Origin of the sequence: Hyphomonas sp. (assembly GCF_041398465.1) — a bacterium.
Lineage (GTDB): Bacteria > Pseudomonadota > Alphaproteobacteria > Caulobacterales > Hyphomonadaceae > Hyphomonas.
Genome location: NZ_JAWKUS010000001.1, coordinates 1,083,353 through 1,101,040, shown reverse-complemented (window position 1 = coordinate 1,101,040; position 17,688 = coordinate 1,083,353). Strand labels below are relative to the sequence as shown.

General features: G+C 63.0%; 20 protein-coding genes. 11 read left to right on the top strand and 9 right to left on the bottom strand.

What is annotated here, in order from left to right; genetic code table 11:
• The first annotated feature begins 54 nt into the window (after positions 1-54).
• From R3C98_RS05485 to R3C98_RS05455, 7 genes are all read left to right on the top strand, one after another.
• On the top strand, positions 55-876 hold the full coding sequence (locus R3C98_RS05485) for a ferredoxin--NADP reductase (RefSeq protein ID WP_371313104.1): 822 nt from the start codon (positions 55-57) through the stop codon (positions 874-876).
• Positions 877-922: 46 nt separating this feature from the next.
• On the top strand, positions 923-1,324 hold the full coding sequence (locus R3C98_RS05480; protein WP_371313103.1) for a hypothetical protein: 402 nt from the start codon (positions 923-925) through the stop codon (positions 1,322-1,324).
• A 70-nt stretch (positions 1,325-1,394) separates the two neighbouring features.
• Positions 1,395-2,900, top strand: coding sequence for a caspase domain-containing protein (locus R3C98_RS05475; RefSeq protein ID WP_371313102.1), 1,506 nt, complete (start codon positions 1,395-1,397; stop codon positions 2,898-2,900).
• Between the two features lie 81 nt (positions 2,901-2,981).
• Entirely contained in the window at positions 2,982-3,647 is a 666-nt protein-coding gene (locus R3C98_RS05470; RefSeq protein WP_371313101.1) for a hypothetical protein, read from the top strand.
• Between the two features lie 88 nt (positions 3,648-3,735).
• Entirely contained in the window at positions 3,736-4,101 is a 366-nt protein-coding gene (locus tag R3C98_RS05465; RefSeq protein WP_371313100.1) for a hypothetical protein, read from the top strand.
• A gap of 97 nt (positions 4,102-4,198) precedes the next feature.
• On the top strand, positions 4,199-5,605 hold the full coding sequence (gene lpdA / locus R3C98_RS05460; RefSeq protein WP_371313099.1) for a dihydrolipoyl dehydrogenase: 1,407 nt from the start codon (positions 4,199-4,201) through the stop codon (positions 5,603-5,605).
• Between the two features lie 128 nt (positions 5,606-5,733).
• Positions 5,734-6,114, top strand: coding sequence for a GNAT family N-acetyltransferase (locus tag R3C98_RS05455; protein ID WP_371313098.1), 381 nt, complete (start codon positions 5,734-5,736; stop codon positions 6,112-6,114).
• On the opposite strand, the gene R3C98_RS05450 is transcribed toward R3C98_RS05455, so the two are convergent.
• The 5 genes from R3C98_RS05450 to R3C98_RS05430 all read right to left on the bottom strand — a co-directional run bounded on the left by R3C98_RS05450 (position 6,115) and on the right by R3C98_RS05430 (position 9,307).
• The gene (locus R3C98_RS05450) at positions 6,115-6,426 is read right to left on the bottom strand and encodes a winged helix-turn-helix domain-containing protein (protein ID WP_371313097.1); all 312 of its coding nucleotides are present in this window, start codon (positions 6,424-6,426) and stop codon (positions 6,115-6,117) included.
• Between the two features lie 8 nt (positions 6,427-6,434).
• Complete coding sequence (locus R3C98_RS05445) at positions 6,435-7,055, bottom strand: hypothetical protein (RefSeq protein WP_371313096.1); 621 nt, start codon at positions 7,053-7,055, stop codon at positions 6,435-6,437.
• Positions 7,056-7,183: 128 nt separating this feature from the next.
• The gene (locus tag R3C98_RS05440) at positions 7,184-7,942 is read right to left on the bottom strand and encodes a YebC/PmpR family DNA-binding transcriptional regulator (RefSeq protein WP_371313095.1); all 759 of its coding nucleotides are present in this window, start codon (positions 7,940-7,942) and stop codon (positions 7,184-7,186) included.
• A gap of 90 nt (positions 7,943-8,032) precedes the next feature.
• The gene (locus R3C98_RS05435) at positions 8,033-8,608 is read right to left on the bottom strand and encodes a TetR/AcrR family transcriptional regulator (protein WP_371313094.1); all 576 of its coding nucleotides are present in this window, start codon (positions 8,606-8,608) and stop codon (positions 8,033-8,035) included.
• 138 nt (positions 8,609-8,746) lie between these two features.
• Complete coding sequence (locus R3C98_RS05430; RefSeq protein WP_371313093.1) at positions 8,747-9,307, bottom strand: carboxymuconolactone decarboxylase family protein; 561 nt, start codon at positions 9,305-9,307, stop codon at positions 8,747-8,749.
• A gap of 195 nt (positions 9,308-9,502) precedes the next feature.
• Between R3C98_RS05430 and R3C98_RS05425 the strand changes: the two genes are divergently transcribed.
• Positions 9,503-9,955 (top strand): hypothetical protein, encoded by a 453-nt coding sequence (locus R3C98_RS05425; RefSeq protein ID WP_371313092.1) that lies wholly within the window; start codon positions 9,503-9,505, stop codon positions 9,953-9,955.
• Positions 9,956-10,025: 70 nt separating this feature from the next.
• Here the strand turns inward: R3C98_RS05425 and R3C98_RS05420 are convergent, their stop codons facing one another.
• Complete coding sequence (locus R3C98_RS05420) at positions 10,026-10,439, bottom strand: hypothetical protein (RefSeq protein WP_371313091.1); 414 nt, start codon at positions 10,437-10,439, stop codon at positions 10,026-10,028.
• Between the two features lie 673 nt (positions 10,440-11,112).
• Between R3C98_RS05420 and R3C98_RS05415 the strand changes: the two genes are divergently transcribed.
• On the top strand, positions 11,113-11,871 hold the full coding sequence (locus R3C98_RS05415; RefSeq protein ID WP_371313090.1) for a hypothetical protein: 759 nt from the start codon (positions 11,113-11,115) through the stop codon (positions 11,869-11,871).
• 38 nt (positions 11,872-11,909) lie between these two features.
• Positions 11,910-13,487 carry an oleate hydratase gene (locus R3C98_RS05410; RefSeq protein WP_371313089.1) on the top strand — a complete coding sequence of 526 codons (1,578 nt, stop codon included), beginning with the start codon at positions 11,910-11,912 and terminating at the stop codon, positions 13,485-13,487.
• Between the two features lie 18 nt (positions 13,488-13,505).
• Here the strand turns inward: R3C98_RS05410 and R3C98_RS05405 are convergent, their stop codons facing one another.
• From R3C98_RS05405 to R3C98_RS05395, 3 genes are all read right to left on the bottom strand, one after another.
• Positions 13,506-14,225: a DUF4328 domain-containing protein gene (locus R3C98_RS05405; RefSeq protein ID WP_371313088.1), complete on the bottom strand. Its 720-nt coding sequence runs from the start codon at positions 14,223-14,225 to the stop codon at positions 13,506-13,508.
• Positions 14,226-14,292: 67 nt separating this feature from the next.
• Positions 14,293-15,114 carry a YmdB family metallophosphoesterase gene (locus R3C98_RS05400; protein WP_371313087.1) on the bottom strand — a complete coding sequence of 274 codons (822 nt, stop codon included), beginning with the start codon at positions 15,112-15,114 and terminating at the stop codon, positions 14,293-14,295.
• Positions 15,115-15,199: 85 nt separating this feature from the next.
• The gene (locus R3C98_RS05395; RefSeq protein ID WP_371313086.1) at positions 15,200-16,816 is read right to left on the bottom strand and encodes a hypothetical protein; all 1,617 of its coding nucleotides are present in this window, start codon (positions 16,814-16,816) and stop codon (positions 15,200-15,202) included.
• Positions 16,817-16,885: 69 nt separating this feature from the next.
• On the opposite strand from R3C98_RS05395, the gene R3C98_RS05390 reads away from it, so the two are divergent.
• The gene (locus tag R3C98_RS05390; RefSeq protein ID WP_371313085.1) at positions 16,886-17,614 is read left to right on the top strand and encodes a M48 family metallopeptidase; all 729 of its coding nucleotides are present in this window, start codon (positions 16,886-16,888) and stop codon (positions 17,612-17,614) included.
• The last annotated feature ends 74 nt before the right edge of the window (positions 17,615-17,688 follow it).

The window sequence follows — 17,688 nt, the reverse complement described above, 5'->3', positions numbered from 1 at the left end:
ATCCAGCCGTGCGATAGTCATTTGCCGATGACTGTTATCGATAAGGGGTCCGCCATGTCCGCTGATGCGACCGGAGCTGCCGCCGGGGCTGCTCGCGTCAATCCGAATGCGCCGACGGAAGAAACCGTCCTGGCGGTCGAACACTATACCGACCGCCTGTTCCGGTTCCGTATCACCCGGCCACGCAGTTTCCGCTTCCGCTCAGGTGAGTTCGTGATGATCGGCCTGCCCAAGGAAGACGGCCGCCCGCTGCTGCGCGCCTACTCGGTCGCCTCTCCGGCCTGGGATGAGGAGCTTGAGTTTTACTCCATCAAGGTGCCCGACGGGCCGCTGACCTCGCGTCTGTGCAACATCGAGCCGGGCGACAAGGTTCTGCTGGGCAAGAAACCGACCGGCACGCTGGTGCTCGACGCTCTCCTGCCAGGCAAGCGGCTCTACATGTTTTCTACAGGGACGGGATTTGCGCCCTTCGCCAGCCTGGTCCGCGATCCCGACACGTATGAGCGATATGACGAAGTTATTGTCACACATACGTGCAGAGAAGCGGCAGAATTGACCTATTCGCAAAATTTGGTGGCCGATTTGGTTAATGACCCTCTCGTAGGGGAAATGGTGGAAGGCAAGCTCCGCCTGTACACGTCCTGCACGCGGGAACCGCACGCGCATCAGGGCCGCATCACGGACCTCATTGAATCCGGAAAACTCTTTGAAGATCTGGGGGTTACACCGCTCGACCCCGCGACCGACCGAGGCATGATCTGTGGTTCCATGGAGATGATCCAGGACACCAAGGCACTTATGATAAAAGCCGGCCTGACCGAGGGTTCGAACGCCGCACCCGCTGAATTCGTTATAGAAAAGGCATTTGCGGGCTAGGCTTTGCCGTGGCATTCAATCAGCCACTTTAGCTGGGAGGCTGATGATGACGCGCAAGATCACCGGCGCCGTCGCAGGTATCGTGCTGGCCATGCTGGTCGTCGCCCTCGTTCAGATGGTGGGCCATTTCCTGTTCCCGGAACCTGAATTGCCGGCAAATCCCTCCCCACAACAGCTCAACGAAGCCATCGCAACCGCTCCGGTCGGCGCAAAAGCCATGGTCGTGCTCTCCTGGTTCCTGGGGGCTCTGATCGGTGTCTGGGCTGCCTTGCGTATTTCGAACGGCGCACGCCGCTCGGCGCTGGTCGTGGCCGGTGCAGTCCTCCTTCTGACGATTGCCGTGCTTCTCTCGGTCTCCCACCCCACCTGGATGGTTGCCGGGGGCCTTTTCCTGCCGATCTTCGCGACCTTCCTGGCGACGCGGATCGTCCCGTTCGCCGAAGTCTGACCGGCGCGTCCCTTACCTCTCGACGCGGTTTAACCATGAGGCTAGGTTTTCCCGTATGGGAGGATCTGACTTGTCGAACCGAATGAAGCCACTCTGGCAGACCGTTCTGGCCCGCGCCGCGCTGGTGTGTGCCTGTCTGCTCCTGATGCCCTTGGCATCCCTGGCCGAAACACGCCTCGGCCTTGTCATCTCACAGACCGACTATACGGGGGATCTTTCCCGTGTTGGCAGTGCCGGGGAAGAAGCCGACACGATCGCCAGCGCCCTCATTGAGACCGGTTTCGACGTCACCCGCGCCCATGACCTCAACAAACGCGACCTGGCCTCCACGCTGAATGCCTTCCGCCGCAAGGTCGATGCGGCCGGGCCCGATGCCGTCGCCTTCGTCTACTATACCGGCCATGGCGCCCAGCATCCCGAAAGCGGGGATTCCTACCTGCTCGGCGTGGATGCGGAACTGGTGGCCGCCTCCGACCTCGCCTTTTACGGTCTCGACATGCAGACCCAGCGCGACGGCTTTGCGGCGACAGGCGCCCGGGCCGTGTTCCTTGTCTTCGATGCCTGCCGGAATGTGCCGGGCTTTTCCGGCTACAAGGCCGGGGTCAAAGGCCTCTCCCGCGTCGAAGCGCGGCCGGACATGCTGATCGCCTATGCCACCGGCCTCGACGATGTGGCCAAGGAAGGCGTCTACGCACCGGTGCTGGCCGAAGAGATCCGCCGGCCGGGCCAGAAAGCCGAAGATGCCTTCGCTGCTGCCCAGCGCCGCGTGGCCGGACGGACCAATCGCAGCCAGCTGCCCTGGACGAACAACCTCCTCTATAACGAGTTCTGCTTCTCCGCCTGCGAAAAGCCGGCTGTCACAGAGCGGCCTGAGCCTTTTGAACTGGAAATGTCCGGCGCCGTGCTCGATCAGGCCTTTGCTGCCGCCTATGGCGATTTCAGCAAAGCGACTGTCGAAATCAAGGCGGAGGAAGAGTTCGGCGGCCGGATGGAAACATTTACCTTCGAACCCGCCTTCGCCGTCAAATTCGACAATTATATCGCCCTGGTCTCCAAAGGGACCAACAAGGACGACGCGCACGTCAACGCCGGCCGCATCAGCGCGCACTATATCAAGGACGGCGAGGTGATCGGAACCTGGCAGGGGCTTGCCTACGGCAATGGGTTCGGCATGCCGCCTGACTACTCGCTCCGCACCGGCCTTCTGAACTACCCGACCATGATGGTGAAATCCGGCTGGATGGGTCAGGGCTATGTGGTGGCCAGCGAAGATGTCATCGAAATCACGCCTGACGGACCGGTATTCCGCGCCAGTGTGCCGACCCTGGATGACACGACCGGGGCCGCCTATGACGAGCTGAAGCCTTGCGTTCTGGAAGGCAAGATCAAGCCCTCCCGGTCGGATGCCAATTCTTTTCAGGTCGACTATAAATTCACGAGCGAAATCAAAGGCGAAGACCGTTTGGTCACCTACACGCTTAACCCTGAGACCGGGGCTTATGTGCCGGATTTCGAGTACGAGCCGGAAATCTGCGCGATGCTCATGTACGACGCGCTGGAAGATGACGGCAACTAATCGCCGGAAAAAGCGAATCTGAACAAATTTCATCGATTGCGTTCAGCGGATCGTCACCACGCGCGTGGTACGGCGTTAAGCATGCTCCGCCAGCTTATCGCCATCCTCATCACCTGTTTTGCGATCGCCTTCGCTTTTGGCGCGCTGACAGCCGTGCGCTGGCCCTCAATCATGATGGCTGTCAGCTGGCTCGCCCATGACCAGCTGGCCGACGGCCTCGCCACCGTGAACTGGCGCCAGCTCGGCATCGACAATGGTGGCCCTTACCTGCTGGCAGCGCTCTGTTTCTACTGCGCTGCGGCCATGGTGGCTGCCCGCCGCCGCGGCGCTGTCGCCTGGTACATCTGCGGCATGGGAGCAGGCTTTCCCGTTTTCTACCTGGTCACCTTTGAGCCCGGCTGGTGGGAAAACCCGAGCATCGCCGAAGGCGGCGTTGCGGGCCTTGGCGCGGTCGGCGTCCTCCTGCTGATCGCTGTCTGGGAGCTGCGCCACCGCCCTGCCCGGCAGGTGGAGCAGGTCGAAGCCGAGCCCGAAGCCGTGCAACCCGTGGTCCAAACCATCGTCGTCCAGCAATCTGCAGATGCCGACGAGCCGATTGTCGTGCGCAAGCACGTGTTCGGACAGCCCAAGACCCGGCCCGGTTTCGTCCCGGCCGCCGTGGCCCGCCAACGGGCCAGCTTTGCCCATCACGGCCGAAAGGCCGCTGCCCGCCGGCAAAAGGTGCTGGAAGCCCGCGGCCTCGCCTGATCCCTGCTGATCCGCCGTGCCCTGAAAGCGCTTCGCTTTCCGGCGTCATCGCGTATGGTGCCCGAAAACAACCAAAGGGAGGCTTGTCATGACATTGCGCAATCTCGCGGGGTTCGCACTCGCCGTACTGACAGCCTGGCTGCTCTGGGGCGGGATTCACGCAGTGAACGTGATCGTCTCACGCGGCAGTCCGCTTTCCGATGCCCTGCTCTCCCCACCGACCAGCCTCCTGCGCATCCTCGGCACGGCCATTGCCGTCCTCGGCGGCTTGCTGGCAGGGTTCGGCAAGGGGTTCGGCGCCCTGCTCAGCCTGATCGGTGTCGCGGTTTTCGTGCTTCTGCTGGCCGCAATGGCCCTGTCGGGGGCAAATTCGGTGCTCTGGATGGATGAAGCGGTGATTTCAGGCATCCTTGTTGTGCTGACGGGCCTGCTATTTATCCTGCCACGCAACTGAAGCAGCTCTCCCTACCAAGGGCGCATTGATTTCAGGGCGTAAATGCCTAGGTTGGCGCTCGAATCCCAAGGCCCCCTTTCGCAAGGCAGAATTTCCCATGGCAGAGACCTATGACGTCGTCATCATCGGTGGCGGCCCCGGCGGCTACAATTGCGCGATCCGCGCAGGACAACTCGGGCTGAAGGTTGCCTGTATCGAATCCCGCGGCAAGCTGGGCGGCACCTGCCTGAATGTCGGCTGTATCCCGTCCAAGGCCCTTCTCCACGCCTCTGACCTTTATCGCGCGGCACAGGAAGACTTCGCCGGCATGGGTATCAAGACCGGCAAGCTGGAAATCGACGTCACCCAGATGATGGCGCAGAAAGACGACGCCGTCGAAGGCCTCACCAAGGGCATCGAATTCCTCTTCAAGAAAAACAAGGTCGACTACATCGTCGGCCGCGGCAAGATCCTCGGACCAGGCAAGGTTGAAGCGGCGCTGAACGACGGCGGCACGCAGACCTTCGAAACGAAGAACATCGTCATCGCCACGGGCTCAGAACCCGTCAGCCTGCCGGGCATCGAGATCGATGAAGAGCGCGTCGTGTCGAATACCGGCGCCCTGTCGCTGACCTCCGTGCCCAAGCGCCTGATCCTGATCGGCGCCGGCGTCATCGGCCTCGAAATGGGGTCGGTCTGGGCGCGCCTCGGCGCTGAAGTGACCGTGGTGGAATATCTCGACCGCATCATGCCGGGGGCCGACAGCGAGATCGCCAAGGAAGCCCAGCGCGTCTTCAAGAAACAGGGCCTCACCTTCCGCCTCGGCCAGAAAGTGACCGGCGTCGAGAAGATGAAGTCGAAGCTGAAACTCTCCATGGAGCCGGCCAAGGGCGGCGATACGGAGACACTCGACGCAGACGTGGTCATCGTCGCCGTCGGCCGCCGTGCGTATACGGATGGCCTCGGTCTTGAGGCTGTTGGCGTGACCACCGACAAGCGCGGCGTCGTGCAGGTGACCGATGGCCACTTCAAGGCCGCTGACGGTGTCTGGGCGATCGGCGACTGTATTCACGGGCCGATGCTGGCCCACAAGGCTGAAGACGACGGGACGGCTGTGGCCGAACTGATCGCCGGCAAGGCCGGTCATGTCGACTATGACCTGGTGCCGAGCGTCGTCTACACGAACCCGGAAATCGCCTGGGTCGGCAAGACCGAAGACCAGCTGAAGGAAGCAGGCATCGAGTACAAGAAGGGCAAGTTCCCCTTCATGGCCAACTCCCGCGCCCGCACGAACCACGAAACCACGGGCTTTGTGAAAATCCTGGCGGACAAGCACACCGACCGCATTCTCGGCGCCCACCTGATGGGTCCGTGCGTTGGCGAGATGATTGCCGAGATCTGCGTTGCCATGGAATTCGGTGCGGCTTCGGAAGATATCGCCCGCACCTGCCACGCCCACCCCACCCTGTCGGAAGCGATCCGTCAGGCGGCAATGGGAGTCGAAGGCTGGACGATGCAAATGTAGTTTTGCAGCGTCCACAGCCTGGAAACAGTGGACGCGCAGAAATCCGTTGCTACTTTCAGGGTATGTATATTCATGCCGGAGCCGGCTGGCACATACGGGACTATGAAACGAGCGACGGGCAGGCCTGCATGTCGATCTTCATGTCGTGCCTGCGCAAGTTCCCATGGCGCGGGGCACCCCGTCCCTATGTGGCGCGGCTGATCCGGTCCCTGCCGGGCGCGAAGATCTGGGTCGCCGAAGAACCGAACGCCGGCATCATCGGCTTCCTCACGCTGCAGCCGCACGATTCCTATATCGACCACATCTTCGTGCACGAGGACTGGCGCTTCTGCGGCGTCGGCCGCGGCCTGCTGGAAGTGGCCCGGCAAGAAGCCGGCCAGCCATTGACGCTGGACGTGGACACCCAGAACTTCGGCGCGCGCAAGGCTTATGAGGCACTCGGCTGGCATGTCGCCGCCGCTGCCGGTGAAGACAGCGGCCGCAGCCAGATCCGCCTCGTCAGCCCGTAGTCACTCCGCCGCTTTCATCAGGGACTGCATCCGGTCCAGCCAGACGAGCCAGGCCTTGCGCCCTGCCTCGGTGAGGTGGACCCGCGTCTGCGGGCGGCGGCCGACGAAAAGTTTCTCCAGTTCGACATAACCTGCCTCCTCCAGCTTGCGCAGGTGCGTGGAGAGGTTGCCGTCCGTGGCGCCCACCTTGTCGCGCAACTCGCCGAAGATGGCAGGGCTGACGGTCGAAAGGTAGGCCATGATGCCGAGCCGGAGCCGTCCATGGATGACATCGTCGATGTCATTGTGATTGAAGGGATTCTCCTCTGACATGATGGACCTCAGATCGTATCTGAGGGTTCGCTCCGCATCAGGAGCAGGCCCGGAATGAGGACGGCGATGGCTGCGATGATGGCGCCCGTGGTCCAGATTTCTGGCGTCCCTGTCATCATCACGGCCGGGACGACGGCAGCGAGGGCAGCCTGTCCGGCCCGGATCAGGATGCGGTTGCCGGCCATCCAGCCGGAGACATATTGCGCAAGGCCGTAGACGCCCAACACGAACGGGACCGAATTGTTGAATGCGTCGAAATTTCCGCTCATCCCGGCACGGACAGATGCGCCGATGAAATATGCCCCCAGGAGAATGCCGGAAGACCGCCACACCAGTGTCGAAACACGGTTGCCGGTCGAGGATGCACCAGGCTTGCCACGGGAGAGAGAGGCCCGGAGGACCCAGGTACCGGAAAGACCAAGGGCAGCATAACCGATCCACAGGACGGCCAGCGCATAAGGCGGAACGTCCACCAGGCCGCGCACAATGGCGTAGTGGCCGAAATAGGCGAGCGTGGTCAGCCCGCCCCACCAGGCAAGAAAGCGGCCGCCGAGCAGCGGCGCCTTCGCCCCGGCTTCGGCCAGATCCCGGATATAGGCAAGGTCGTCGGCAATGGACTGAGGGCTCATTTCGATCTCCACAAAGAACTTTGTATCTTAAAGTACTTGTTCGTGCGAAATCTGTCAATCACCAACCCTGAAACGCAAAACCCCGGCGCGGTCGCCGGGGTTTCATCGGATCATTTCGACCTTGTGGATCACTCTCCCGCGAGGCGGGCGGCTTCTTCGTCAGACAGTTCGGAATTGTCGTAGACGTTCGAGACGTCATCGAGGTCATCCAGCACATCGAGCAGCTTCATCAGCGTGTCGGCGGCGTCGCCTTCGACCGGCACCGTGTTCTGCGGCTTCCAGATCAGCTTGGTCGATTTCGCCTCGACGGCGTCTCCGAAGTGCTCGGTCAGCGCGTCGGCGACCGTCTGCAGGTCTTCGCGGGCGGTATAGATGAAGTGGCCGCTCTCGTCGGACTCGACATCCTGAGCGCCGGCCATGATGGCGGCTTCCATGATATCGTCCTCGCTGCCGGCTTCCGGCGGATATTCGATTTCACCGACCTGATCGAAGCCGAAGGAAACAGAGCCCGTTTCGCCGAGGTTTCCGCCATTCTTGGAGAAGGCGGTCCGGATGTCGGTCGCAGCGCGGTTCTTGTTGTCGGTCGAAGCTTCCACGATGACGCCGACGCCGCCGGGGCCGAAGCCCTCATAGCGGATGTCCATATAGTCTTCGCCGCCGCCGCCCTGGCCCTTGTCGATGGCGCGCTGGATATTGTCCTTCGGCATCGACTGGCCCTTGGCGTTCTGGATTGCCAGACGCAGGCGCGGATTGGCGTCCGCATCGGGTCCGCCCATTTTCGACGCGATGGTCAATTCCTTGGACAGGCGCGAGAACAGCGCGGCGCGCTTCTTGTCCTGGGCGCCTTTGCGGTGCTGGATGTTTGCCCATTTACTGTGGCCGGCCATGAAAACCCTCTCGGCAGCGGTTCGGAACTGGAAAGGCAGGGCTTTAGCGCATGGGACGCCGCAGGCCAAGCCGGGGGTTCAGGCAGTGCGTCAGGCCGGTTCCAGAAGATCCTTGCGAGCGGTTTCCATCGCGTCGGTGAAGACGCCGGTATCGCCGCTGGCCCGGGCGACGAGCAGCGCGCCCTGAATATCGATGATGGCGGCGGTGGCCCGGCGCTTTGCCTCGGCCGCCGGAATGCCCGCCCCCTCCAGCGCGGCGGCCAGCGCGGCGATCCAGTCGTTCAGGATGGCCTGCACCTTGCCGGCAGAGTCCGGCGCGAGGCCCGGCGAGACCATGAGGCTCGCCACAAGGCAAGGTTCGCGCCCGCAATCATACATCGCGCTGGTGGTTTCCAGCATGGCGCCGACCCGGTCCGCCAGAGTCCCCTCGCCAGCCAATGGCGCGAGGATGTTCGCCGCGATCTGGCCATGGGCGAAGTCGGCGACGGCGGAGACCATTTCATCCTTCCCGCCCGGGAAGTGGTGATAGAGGCTGGAGCGGCCGAGGCCGGTCGCTTCCGAAATATCCGACAGGGCCGCACCTTCGAACCCGCGATGGCGGAAGAGGTCGAACAGTTTGCGGACAATCTCGTCGCGCGAATGGGAAGATCTGGCAGCAGCGGTCATGGGAGTACCCTTCCGCAACTGACCGGGAAAATCAAAGCGGATTTCAGAAGCGCGTGCGGGGAAGGACGAGGGGGAGAGTCCCCGTCCTTCCCCTTCCGGGCCTTTTGGGGCCCGTCTGGCGCTTCCTCAGCGTCTGGTTCAGGCCGGTTCAGCCACGCGATGGGCGGTGACGACCGGGAAGTCGATCTCGGTGCCGAACACCTCGTTGAGGTAGTTGGTGTAGACGTTGAGGGCGACGTGGCCGACGACTTCCACCAGTTCAGCGTCCGACAGGCCAGCCGCGCGGGCCTCGGCAATGTCGGTGTCTTTCACGGCGCCGCGGGCAATGGCGACCTTGCGGGCCAGGACCACAGCGGCATCGGCTTTCGCATCGGAGGCGCGGCCACCACGGGCGCGGATGATCTCGTCTTCCGGCAGTTTCAGCATGTTGGCCGCGATGTAGGAGTGGGCCGAGTTACAATAGGAGCAGCCGTTCACGTTCGCGATGGCGAGCGCGATACGCTCCCGCGTGGCGGCCGGCAGCTGGCCCTTGCCGAGCGCGCCATTGAACGACAGCAGGCCGTCCAGGGCCGCCGGGCTGTTGGCGGTGAGGCGGTAGAGGTTTGGCACGATGCCGAGCGCGGCTTTCACACCGTTCAGGCCGGCATGGGAAGCGGCCGGGGCGTCTTCGATCGTGGCGGGGGTCGGGATACGGGACATTTGAATTTCCTTGTCTGGTCTGAGTGTCTTCAGGGGTCTGTTGAAGGGTTCGTGTCTTTCGACGCCACTCATGTACCGATCGTTCGGTACATTACAAGGATGCTCGCAAAAGCGTGATCGCCAGCGCGTGCGGCGCCGGAAGGCGCCGTTCCCTTTGGGGTGGACAGGCCGGACCGCTGGCGGCACACAAGCGGGATGAACGAACTCACACGCGACCAGCGCGACCAGTTGCTGGCGGCCCTGCACACGGCGCCGCGGGCCATCGAGCAGAAGCTGAACCGGGTGAAGGCATGGAACGCGGCCGTCTACTGGCTGAGCATGGTCTTCACGGCGATTACGGCGAGCGCGTTCTGGGTACTGGTCGTCGAAGAACTGTCACCGACAATGAAATGGCTGGGCGCCTCGGTCGGCACGGCTTCTTTCCTGCTCGCCCTGTTCTCCTCGCGCAATCCGTTCGGCAACGAGGCGGAGCTTCAGTCAGACCTGACGCAGATCCTCTCGGTCTTCCAGGCCGTTCAGTTGAAGCAGAACATTGCGCAGGAAGACGTCATGCTGCTGCTGCCGAATTCGGCGGGAACGCCGCTGCGCCACCTGACAATGAAACAGCGCAACGAGATCTGGGCCGCCATCGGCCGTCCCCACGCCTGAGCCCCAGCACCTGCGACGCCCGTGAAGGCGCTTGGATGGAAGGGCTGGTTTTCGGGGGACAGTTTCGCCGTCAGGTGTCCGGCAGCGGCAGGTTCCTGACCCGCTCATCCCAGCACAGGCCGGGAGCCAACACCACAAGGCTCAAGACCAGCCGCGCCAGACCCCGACCTGTGCCGGGGCGAGCGGAAAGGGCGGGATGGCTGAGGTAAGCCGGCAAAGCCGCCCGCCCGTCGCAGGCGGCGGCGAGGCGGTCACTGGCATACGCGCAGGGCTTCAGCCCCTCGCGCCCGGTCTTCTGCCCCGGAATCCAGTCAATCGAATAGAGATAGACGCGGAGATTGGGCGTGATGCTCCAATGATACTTCACGCCCCGCCCATAGGCCGCCCTTATCTGCGCGCGCAGCATCAGCACCTGGACCCAGACCAGGGGCCAGAGAAAGCCAAGCTGCGGCGGGAACCAGGCAGGCGGATGAAACAGCGACATGTGCCGGACTATATGTCAGGCTACGGAGGTGTCGGATGGATTTGTTTGTGCGCCAGTGATGGCGGCAGGTTCGGGTGGCCGGGGTGGTGGATAAGCCCCAACTTGCGTCATCCCCGACCGCGCAGCGGTCTGGGGACCCATCACCGGACGCTGCCTCGCGCACGCCCGGTCATGACGCCCGTGCCGCCTCATCCAGAGATGGGCGCCCAGATGGCCGCTGGCCATCGGGCGTGACGCGTGTGGTGATGATTTGCGCAGCACGAAAGCCGACTTCGCCATGATCATGCATGACCTGCCATGACTATACCGGACGATAACGGATCATACCGGATCGGGCCGGATCAGGCACCCATCCCCCGAAAGGCGTCATCCCCGACCGCGCAGCGGTCTGGGGATCCATCTCCGGACGCTGCCTCGCGCACGCCATGTCATGACGCCCGTGCCGCCTCGTTCAGCGATGGGCGCCCAGATGGCCCCCGGCCATCGGGCGTGACGCGTGCGGGGGATGAGGCACAAACTATCCCGCAGGTTGGGCCCGGGCAACGCCGATACCCACCAAGCCGCACACCCGCACGGTGGGTATCGCTCCGCTCAACCCACCCTACACTTGCTAATCATTTGCAAAACCACCCCCGCCCCCTAGAGTTCCCCTACCAAACCAAGGGGGCAAAACATGATCCTGCGCCGGATTTCGGATGCGCTGCGTCGGCAGGACTGGACGACGGTGGTGGTGGAGACGCTGATCGTCACCTTCGGCGTGCTGCTGGGCCTGCAGCTGAACAACTGGAATGAAGACCGGGTGCTGCGCGAGCGCGAGCGCACCTTCCTGCAACAGATCCTGATCGATCTGGAGAGCGATGCCGAGACGAGCCGGCGCGGCGTGGTCTTTGCCGACCAGATCGACGACATGGCGGAGGACTTTCTCGCCGTCATCGAGGGCACGCCTGAAGGCGCAGAGGTCAGCGACGCAGACCTGATGGCGCTGGTGCCGGCGGCGGGCTATGCCTACCTGCCCTACAGCAAGCCAGCCACTTATCAGGAGATGGTGAGCACCGGGGGCCTCAGCCTGATCCGCAATGTCGAGCTGAAGCGTGCGCTGGGCGAGTATTACGACCGGTTCGAGACCGGGCGGCAGTGGGATGACCTCATCCGCGACGAACAGTTCGCCTATCGCGCCGCCATCCGCGGCGTTCTCAGCCGCCAGCAATTCGCCTGGGCCCGCGGCAGCTATCGCGTGCCAGCCGAAGAACGCGCCCCTGCCCCCGCCTTCGACCGCGCCGCCTTTGAGGAAACGGTGCGCGCCCGGCCGGCGATTGCCGACTCGCTGAAATCCATGGGCGCGGTGCAGGAGCGCCTGCGCAACGATTCCCGCCGCCTTGGCAGGGAGGCGGAAAAGCTGTCTGATCAGGTGAACGCCGCGCTGAAGAAGTGAACCGGGGCGGCGTCTGGCCCCGTCAGGGAGGACGGCAGATGACACGCGAACCGGAACAGCCTGCGCACTACTACCTCGCCGGGGGCGGCATCGCCTCGCTGGCGGCGGCGGTGTTCCTGATCCGCGACGCAGGCGTGGCGGGCGAGCAGATCACTCTCTTCGAGAAGGAGGATCGTTTCGGCGGCAGTCTCGACGGCTCCGGCGATGCGGAGATGGGCTATCTCGTTCGCGGCGGGCGGATGTTCGAGCCGAACTTCGTCTGCACCTTCGACCTGCTGGACGCCATCCCCAGCGGCCTGCCGGGCGGCCTGTCAGCGAAGGAGGACATCTTCGCCTTCAACCGGGACGTACCCGGATCGTCCCGCTGCCGGATCATCCGGAATGGCGCGAAGGCGGACACGCGCCTCGGCCTGCGCCTGCGCGACATGCGGGACCTTCTGCGCCTGACGCAGGCGGACGAAAAGACGCTGGACGGGAAAGCCATCGACGCGTGCTTCGACGCAGACTTCTTCCAGTCGACCTTCTGGATTATGTGGAGCACGATGTTCGCGTTCCAGACCTGGCACAGCGCGATAGAGCTTGCGCGTTACTTCAAACGCTTCATCCACCTCTTCCCCGGTTTCACCCGTATGGAAGGCGTGCTGAGAACACGGTTCAACCAGTATGACTCGATGATCGCGCCCATCGTGGCGTGGCTGACCGACCGGGGCGTGACGTTCGAGACGGGGGCTCGCATCATCGACGCGACGGTCTCTGCAACAGGCAGCGCGCTCAGCATCTCGGCGCTCCTTCTGGAACGGGCCGGGCAAAGCGAGATCGTCCCGGTCTCGGGCCATGACTGCGTTTTCTTCACGCTGGGATCGATGACGGCCAACACGGTGGAGGGGTCGAACACGGCGCCGCCGCCCGCCCCGGAGACAGACAGCGCCTGGACGCTCTGGAAAAACCTCGCGGAGAAGACATCCGCCTTCGGGCGGCCGGACGTGTTCTGCCCGGACGTGGCCCGCACGCGCTGGGAGTCTTTCACGGTGACGCTGAAAAACCGCGCCTTTGTCGACCATATGGAACGCTTCTCCGGCAACCGCACCGGTACGGGCGGACTGGTGACCATCGCCGATTCCGGCTGGATGCTGTGCTTCGTCATGTTCCACCAGCCGCACTTCCATCAGCAGGCGGATGGCACCTACGTGTTCTGGGGCTATGGCCTGCTGGGAGGCGGGGACGGCGATTTCGTGAAAAAGCCGATGGCCGCGTGCACCGGCGATGAAATCCTTGAGGAACTTGCGGGCCAGCTGCGCCTGGGCGACGCCGCCGCCGGCATGTTCAAGGATGCCATCGTCCGGCCCTGCATGATGCCGCTGATCACCAGCCAGTTCATGCCGCGCCGCGCCGGCGACCGGCCGGATGTCGTGCCCGCAGGTGCCCGGAATTTCGCCTGCCTCGGACAGTTTTGCGAACAACCACACGATGTCGTGTTCACGGTCGAATACTCCGTCCGCTCCGCCATGACGGCCGTACACCGGCTCGCCGGCGGTAAGCCGCCGCCCCCCGTGAAACGAACAGACCGCAACCCGATTGTGCTCGCGAACGCCTTGCGGACCATCCTCGCTGGTTAGGACCAGCCGGGCGCGCGTCTAATCGAACGCGTCCGCCAAACCACGAATTGTGAAACTGTCCTGAGCCGTGCGAATGCGGTGCAAAAGCTTGCGGAGTGTCAGGGCTGCTGCGGCGTTGAGCAGGATGGCGACGACCGTCAAGCCGATCCCCGCCTGAATCGCATTCGGCAACACAAAGCTGCCGATGTTTGTGAGAATATTGCCGGTCAACCAGGCACCCCACCACCAGCTGACAAGGTTGGAAACATTTATGGATCCGGTTTCCTCGATTGACCCATGATGGATCTGCGACATCGCATTGGCGGGCATCACAAGGTTTGCGAAGGGAACGAGATACCAAAGGATGGTTCCGATCGGCGAGATTTCCGGAGTGGTGCTACGAACCGTGTAAAGATTGCGCATGGCCCGATAGGTGAACCGGCCGACAAGAAATGCACAGGCGCAGAACAACAGCATCCCGATCAGGTAGAGGCCGAGATAGGCGAGCGATGCGATACCGGCAATGAGGCTGGACGTATCCCCGGTCTCGATCTCTTCTGCCATCATCATGCGCGGGTCGAAGATCCCGTACGAGAGAACCAGCGCGCGTACACCGGCGAGAATGGCATAGATCAGGAGCATGATCCGAAGGGGCGATTCGAAAGGACCGACCGGCCGGCAGACTTCGTCGTCATAGGCGTACCGGCTTTTCGTGGTCATCCGCTTGGGCGCGTAATCCGCCCCGACTACTGCATCCATTTCCAGAGCCCCTCAACTTCCCGGCCCGAGCATGCACGCCGAACGGGAATGAGCGCAACCAGAAAATTCAGCCCGGCACCATCTCGCTCAGCCGTCCGCCAATCCGAACCGGTTCTATACGGATGGCCAATCCCGTGCGGTCGTCGGTTTCGACATAGGTGCCGCAGAGCGTGCCTTCGCCGAGGGCCGGCTGGTAGCGTTCGCCGGGCAGCTGGGTCTGGAAGCGATAGAGCGAGATCTGCTTCTGCATGCCGATGACGCTGTCATAGTCGCCGCACATGCCGGCATCAGTCTGGTAGGCGGTACCGCCTTCGAGGATCATCGTATCGGCGGTGGGCACATGGGTGTGGCTGCCGACGACAAGGCTGGCGCGGCCGTCGCAATGGTGGCCCATGGCCATCTTCTCGGATGTCGCCTCGCAATGCATGTCGACCACGATGGCATCTGCCACGGCGCCCAGCGGCATGGAATCGAGCGCAGCATCCACCGCATCGAAAGGACAGCTCATCGTCTGCTTCATGAACACATTGCCCTGCGCCTGGATCACGCCGATACGGCGGCCATCCGGCAGGGTGAAGAGATGCGCCCCCTTCCCCGGTGCATTGGCCGCGGCGGGATAGTTCACGGGGCGCAACAGACGCGGCTCCCGCTCGATATAGGTCAGGGCCTCGCGCTGGTCCCAGGCGTGATCGCCAAGGGTCAGGCAGTCGGCGCCGGCATTGAAGAATTCTTCCGCGATGGCGCTGGTCAGGCCGAAGCCGCCCGCGGCGTTCTCTGCGTTCACGATGGCGAAATCCAGCCGCAACCGGGCTTTCAGGCCCGGCAGATGGTCCAGCACGGCCTGGCGGCCCGGCTTTCCGACGACGTCTCCGAAAAATGCAATCTTCATCCGGCTACGCTATGCACCCGGCCTGAAAAAAAGAAAAGCGCGCGCACCCAGATGGATGCGCGCGCCTTTCATAACGTCAGAACGCCTATTCGTTGGCGGCGGAGAAGCCGAGCTTCTCTTTCGTCAGGGCCGACGGATCTTCCATATCGGCCAGCGTCGACATGGCCAGCGGCTCAGCCGGGGCGAGCTTGATGGTCAGCGTTTTGGGGTTGGTCACGAAGCTGGAAAGGGCCGTGGAGGCCTCGTTCAGCAACGCGGCATCGATGCCGCTGCCCGCTGCCATCAGCGGAGCCATGGCGAGGAGGCCGGTCAGCTGGTTGCGGATTTCCTGCGGATCCTGCCCGGACTGGGCGGCGTAGGCGTTGAAGGCCCGGTCCATGAAACCGTCATCGTCGAGCGACAGTTCCATGTTGTGGATGATCATGTTCGAGAGCGTATCGTCCAGCACGGCGCCCGGATCGTTGGAGGCGTCAGCTTCCGCCATGGCCTTGGCGCCGGCAAACTGGGCGCCGAAGTCGATCCGGAACCCGTCCTTCAGCTCCCAGAAGTTCTCGCCTTTGACATAGGTGGTGAGATCGGAAGCTTCGTCATACGTCTGGTATCCGGCACCGGAGAGCTCCAGCGTCTCATAGCCAAGCATGGCCAGCTGGCCGGCGAGCTGTTCGCCATATTTGCCTTCATCCGTGGTGAGAGAAACCTTGAACGGCTCGGTCTTCACCGCGACGACGGAATTCTTCTTGTCACGGCCGACGGCGGAGACCAGTTTCGGCATGTCGATCTTCACGCCCGCAAGGTCCATGTCGAAGCCGTTCAGCGACAGCGATTCATAGCCCGGATTGGCCGGGTCCTGCCCTGCCAGATTCATCATCTGCGAGACGTCTTCCGGATCCGCCGCGTCTTCCGATGCATCGGTCAGCAGGCCGAGGTCTGCGCCGCGCATCTCGATGGAGGCGAGATTCAGTTTCATCTTGGTGTCTTCGACTTCGTCGTACATGTCGAAGGTCAGCCCATCGAGCTTCATCAGGGCAGCGGCCTGCTCTTTCAGGCCGGTCACCTCGATATTGCCAATGGTGAAAGTCCCCCGGTCGCCATTCGGGTCGTCGACGCGGAAGTCGACATCCTTGACGGCCCAGTGGTCGAAGGCGAGCGCATCGCCTTCCGGCAGGTCCGGCGCTTCATCGTCAGCGAACAGATCGGCGACCCAGCCGGCGGTTTCCGGCGACGGGTTGACCAGTTCGATCGTTCCGATCTTGCCGGAGCCGGTCTCGGCCTCTTCCGGATCGGTTGGCACGAAAGTGATGTCGCTGAGCAGGATACGCGAGAAGTTCGGCTCGCCATCCATCATGCCGAGGCCGTCCAGTTCGAGCGTCGCGATCGACAGGTCGGCACCGTCGAGTTCGGAAGCGTCTTCATCGTCGCCTTCATAAGCGGAGGTGACGATCGTCACGCCGGTGAACACGGCCTTGTCGCCATTCAGGTCACGCTTGTCCCAGGTGACATTGCCCGAGCCGGACGTCTCGAGCGACATGGCGGCGAGGGCTGCCGCGGCGGACCCTGCATCCCCTTTTTGGACTGAGTAGGACGGAACCTTGGATTCCGAGAAGACGACTCCTGACGGAACGGTGGCGTCATCCGGCTTGTCTTTCTGCCCGCAAGCCGTAAGCATGGTGATGGCGGCAACGCCCGTCAGCAAATATTTCATGAGTTAGCCCTCTGAATAATTGGGTATTGGAATACACGCGCATCCGGCGGTAGAGCGGAAGTCTTAGCAATGACCTACAACAATGGCCAGACAATGACACTGCGTGCCCCGAACGGGCAACGTGTGCGTGTGAGGTTTGAGGTGAATGCCAAGGCACGGCGGCTGATTCTACGCCTCGATGAGCGGCGCCGCGAGGCTGTTGCCGTGGCCCCGTCACGCCGCCAGATCAAGGATGCTGCAGCCTTTGCAGCAGAGCGCGCCGACTGGATTTCGATGCGCCTGCAGCACCTGCCGGAACCTGTCCGGTTCGAGGAAGGCGCCATGATCCAGTATCGCGGGGCACCGCTGCAGCTGACGTCTGAGGGCGAAGGCCGGATCGCGAAAATCTGGCCAGAAGACGAGAATTCCCCGAGATTACTGAGTGTTCCGGGTGATCCGGAAACCATGGACCTGCGCGTGCAGCGCTTCCTGAAGAAGCAGGCAAGGGCGGACCTGACCCGCGCGGTCAAGCGCCACACGGCCACGCTCGGCGTCGGACACAAGAGCATTTCGGTGAAAGATACGCGTTCGCGCTGGGGATCCTGCACGCATGACGGCCAGCTGTCTTTCTCCTGGCGGCTGATCATGGCCCCGCCGGAGGTGCTGGATTATGTGGCCGCGCATGAATGCGCCCACATTCTTGAGATGAATCATTCGCCAAAATTCTGGGCGCAGGTGGCAAAATGCTGCCCGGACTGGAAGCATCACCGCTTCTGGCTGCGCACCCACGGCGCGAGCCTGCAGGCGGCCGGCGAGTAATCCGTACAAAAACAAAGACCTGAGTTCTGAGCGGCCTCAAAGGTCCCGCGAACCGCACCGTCACCTGGTGCGTT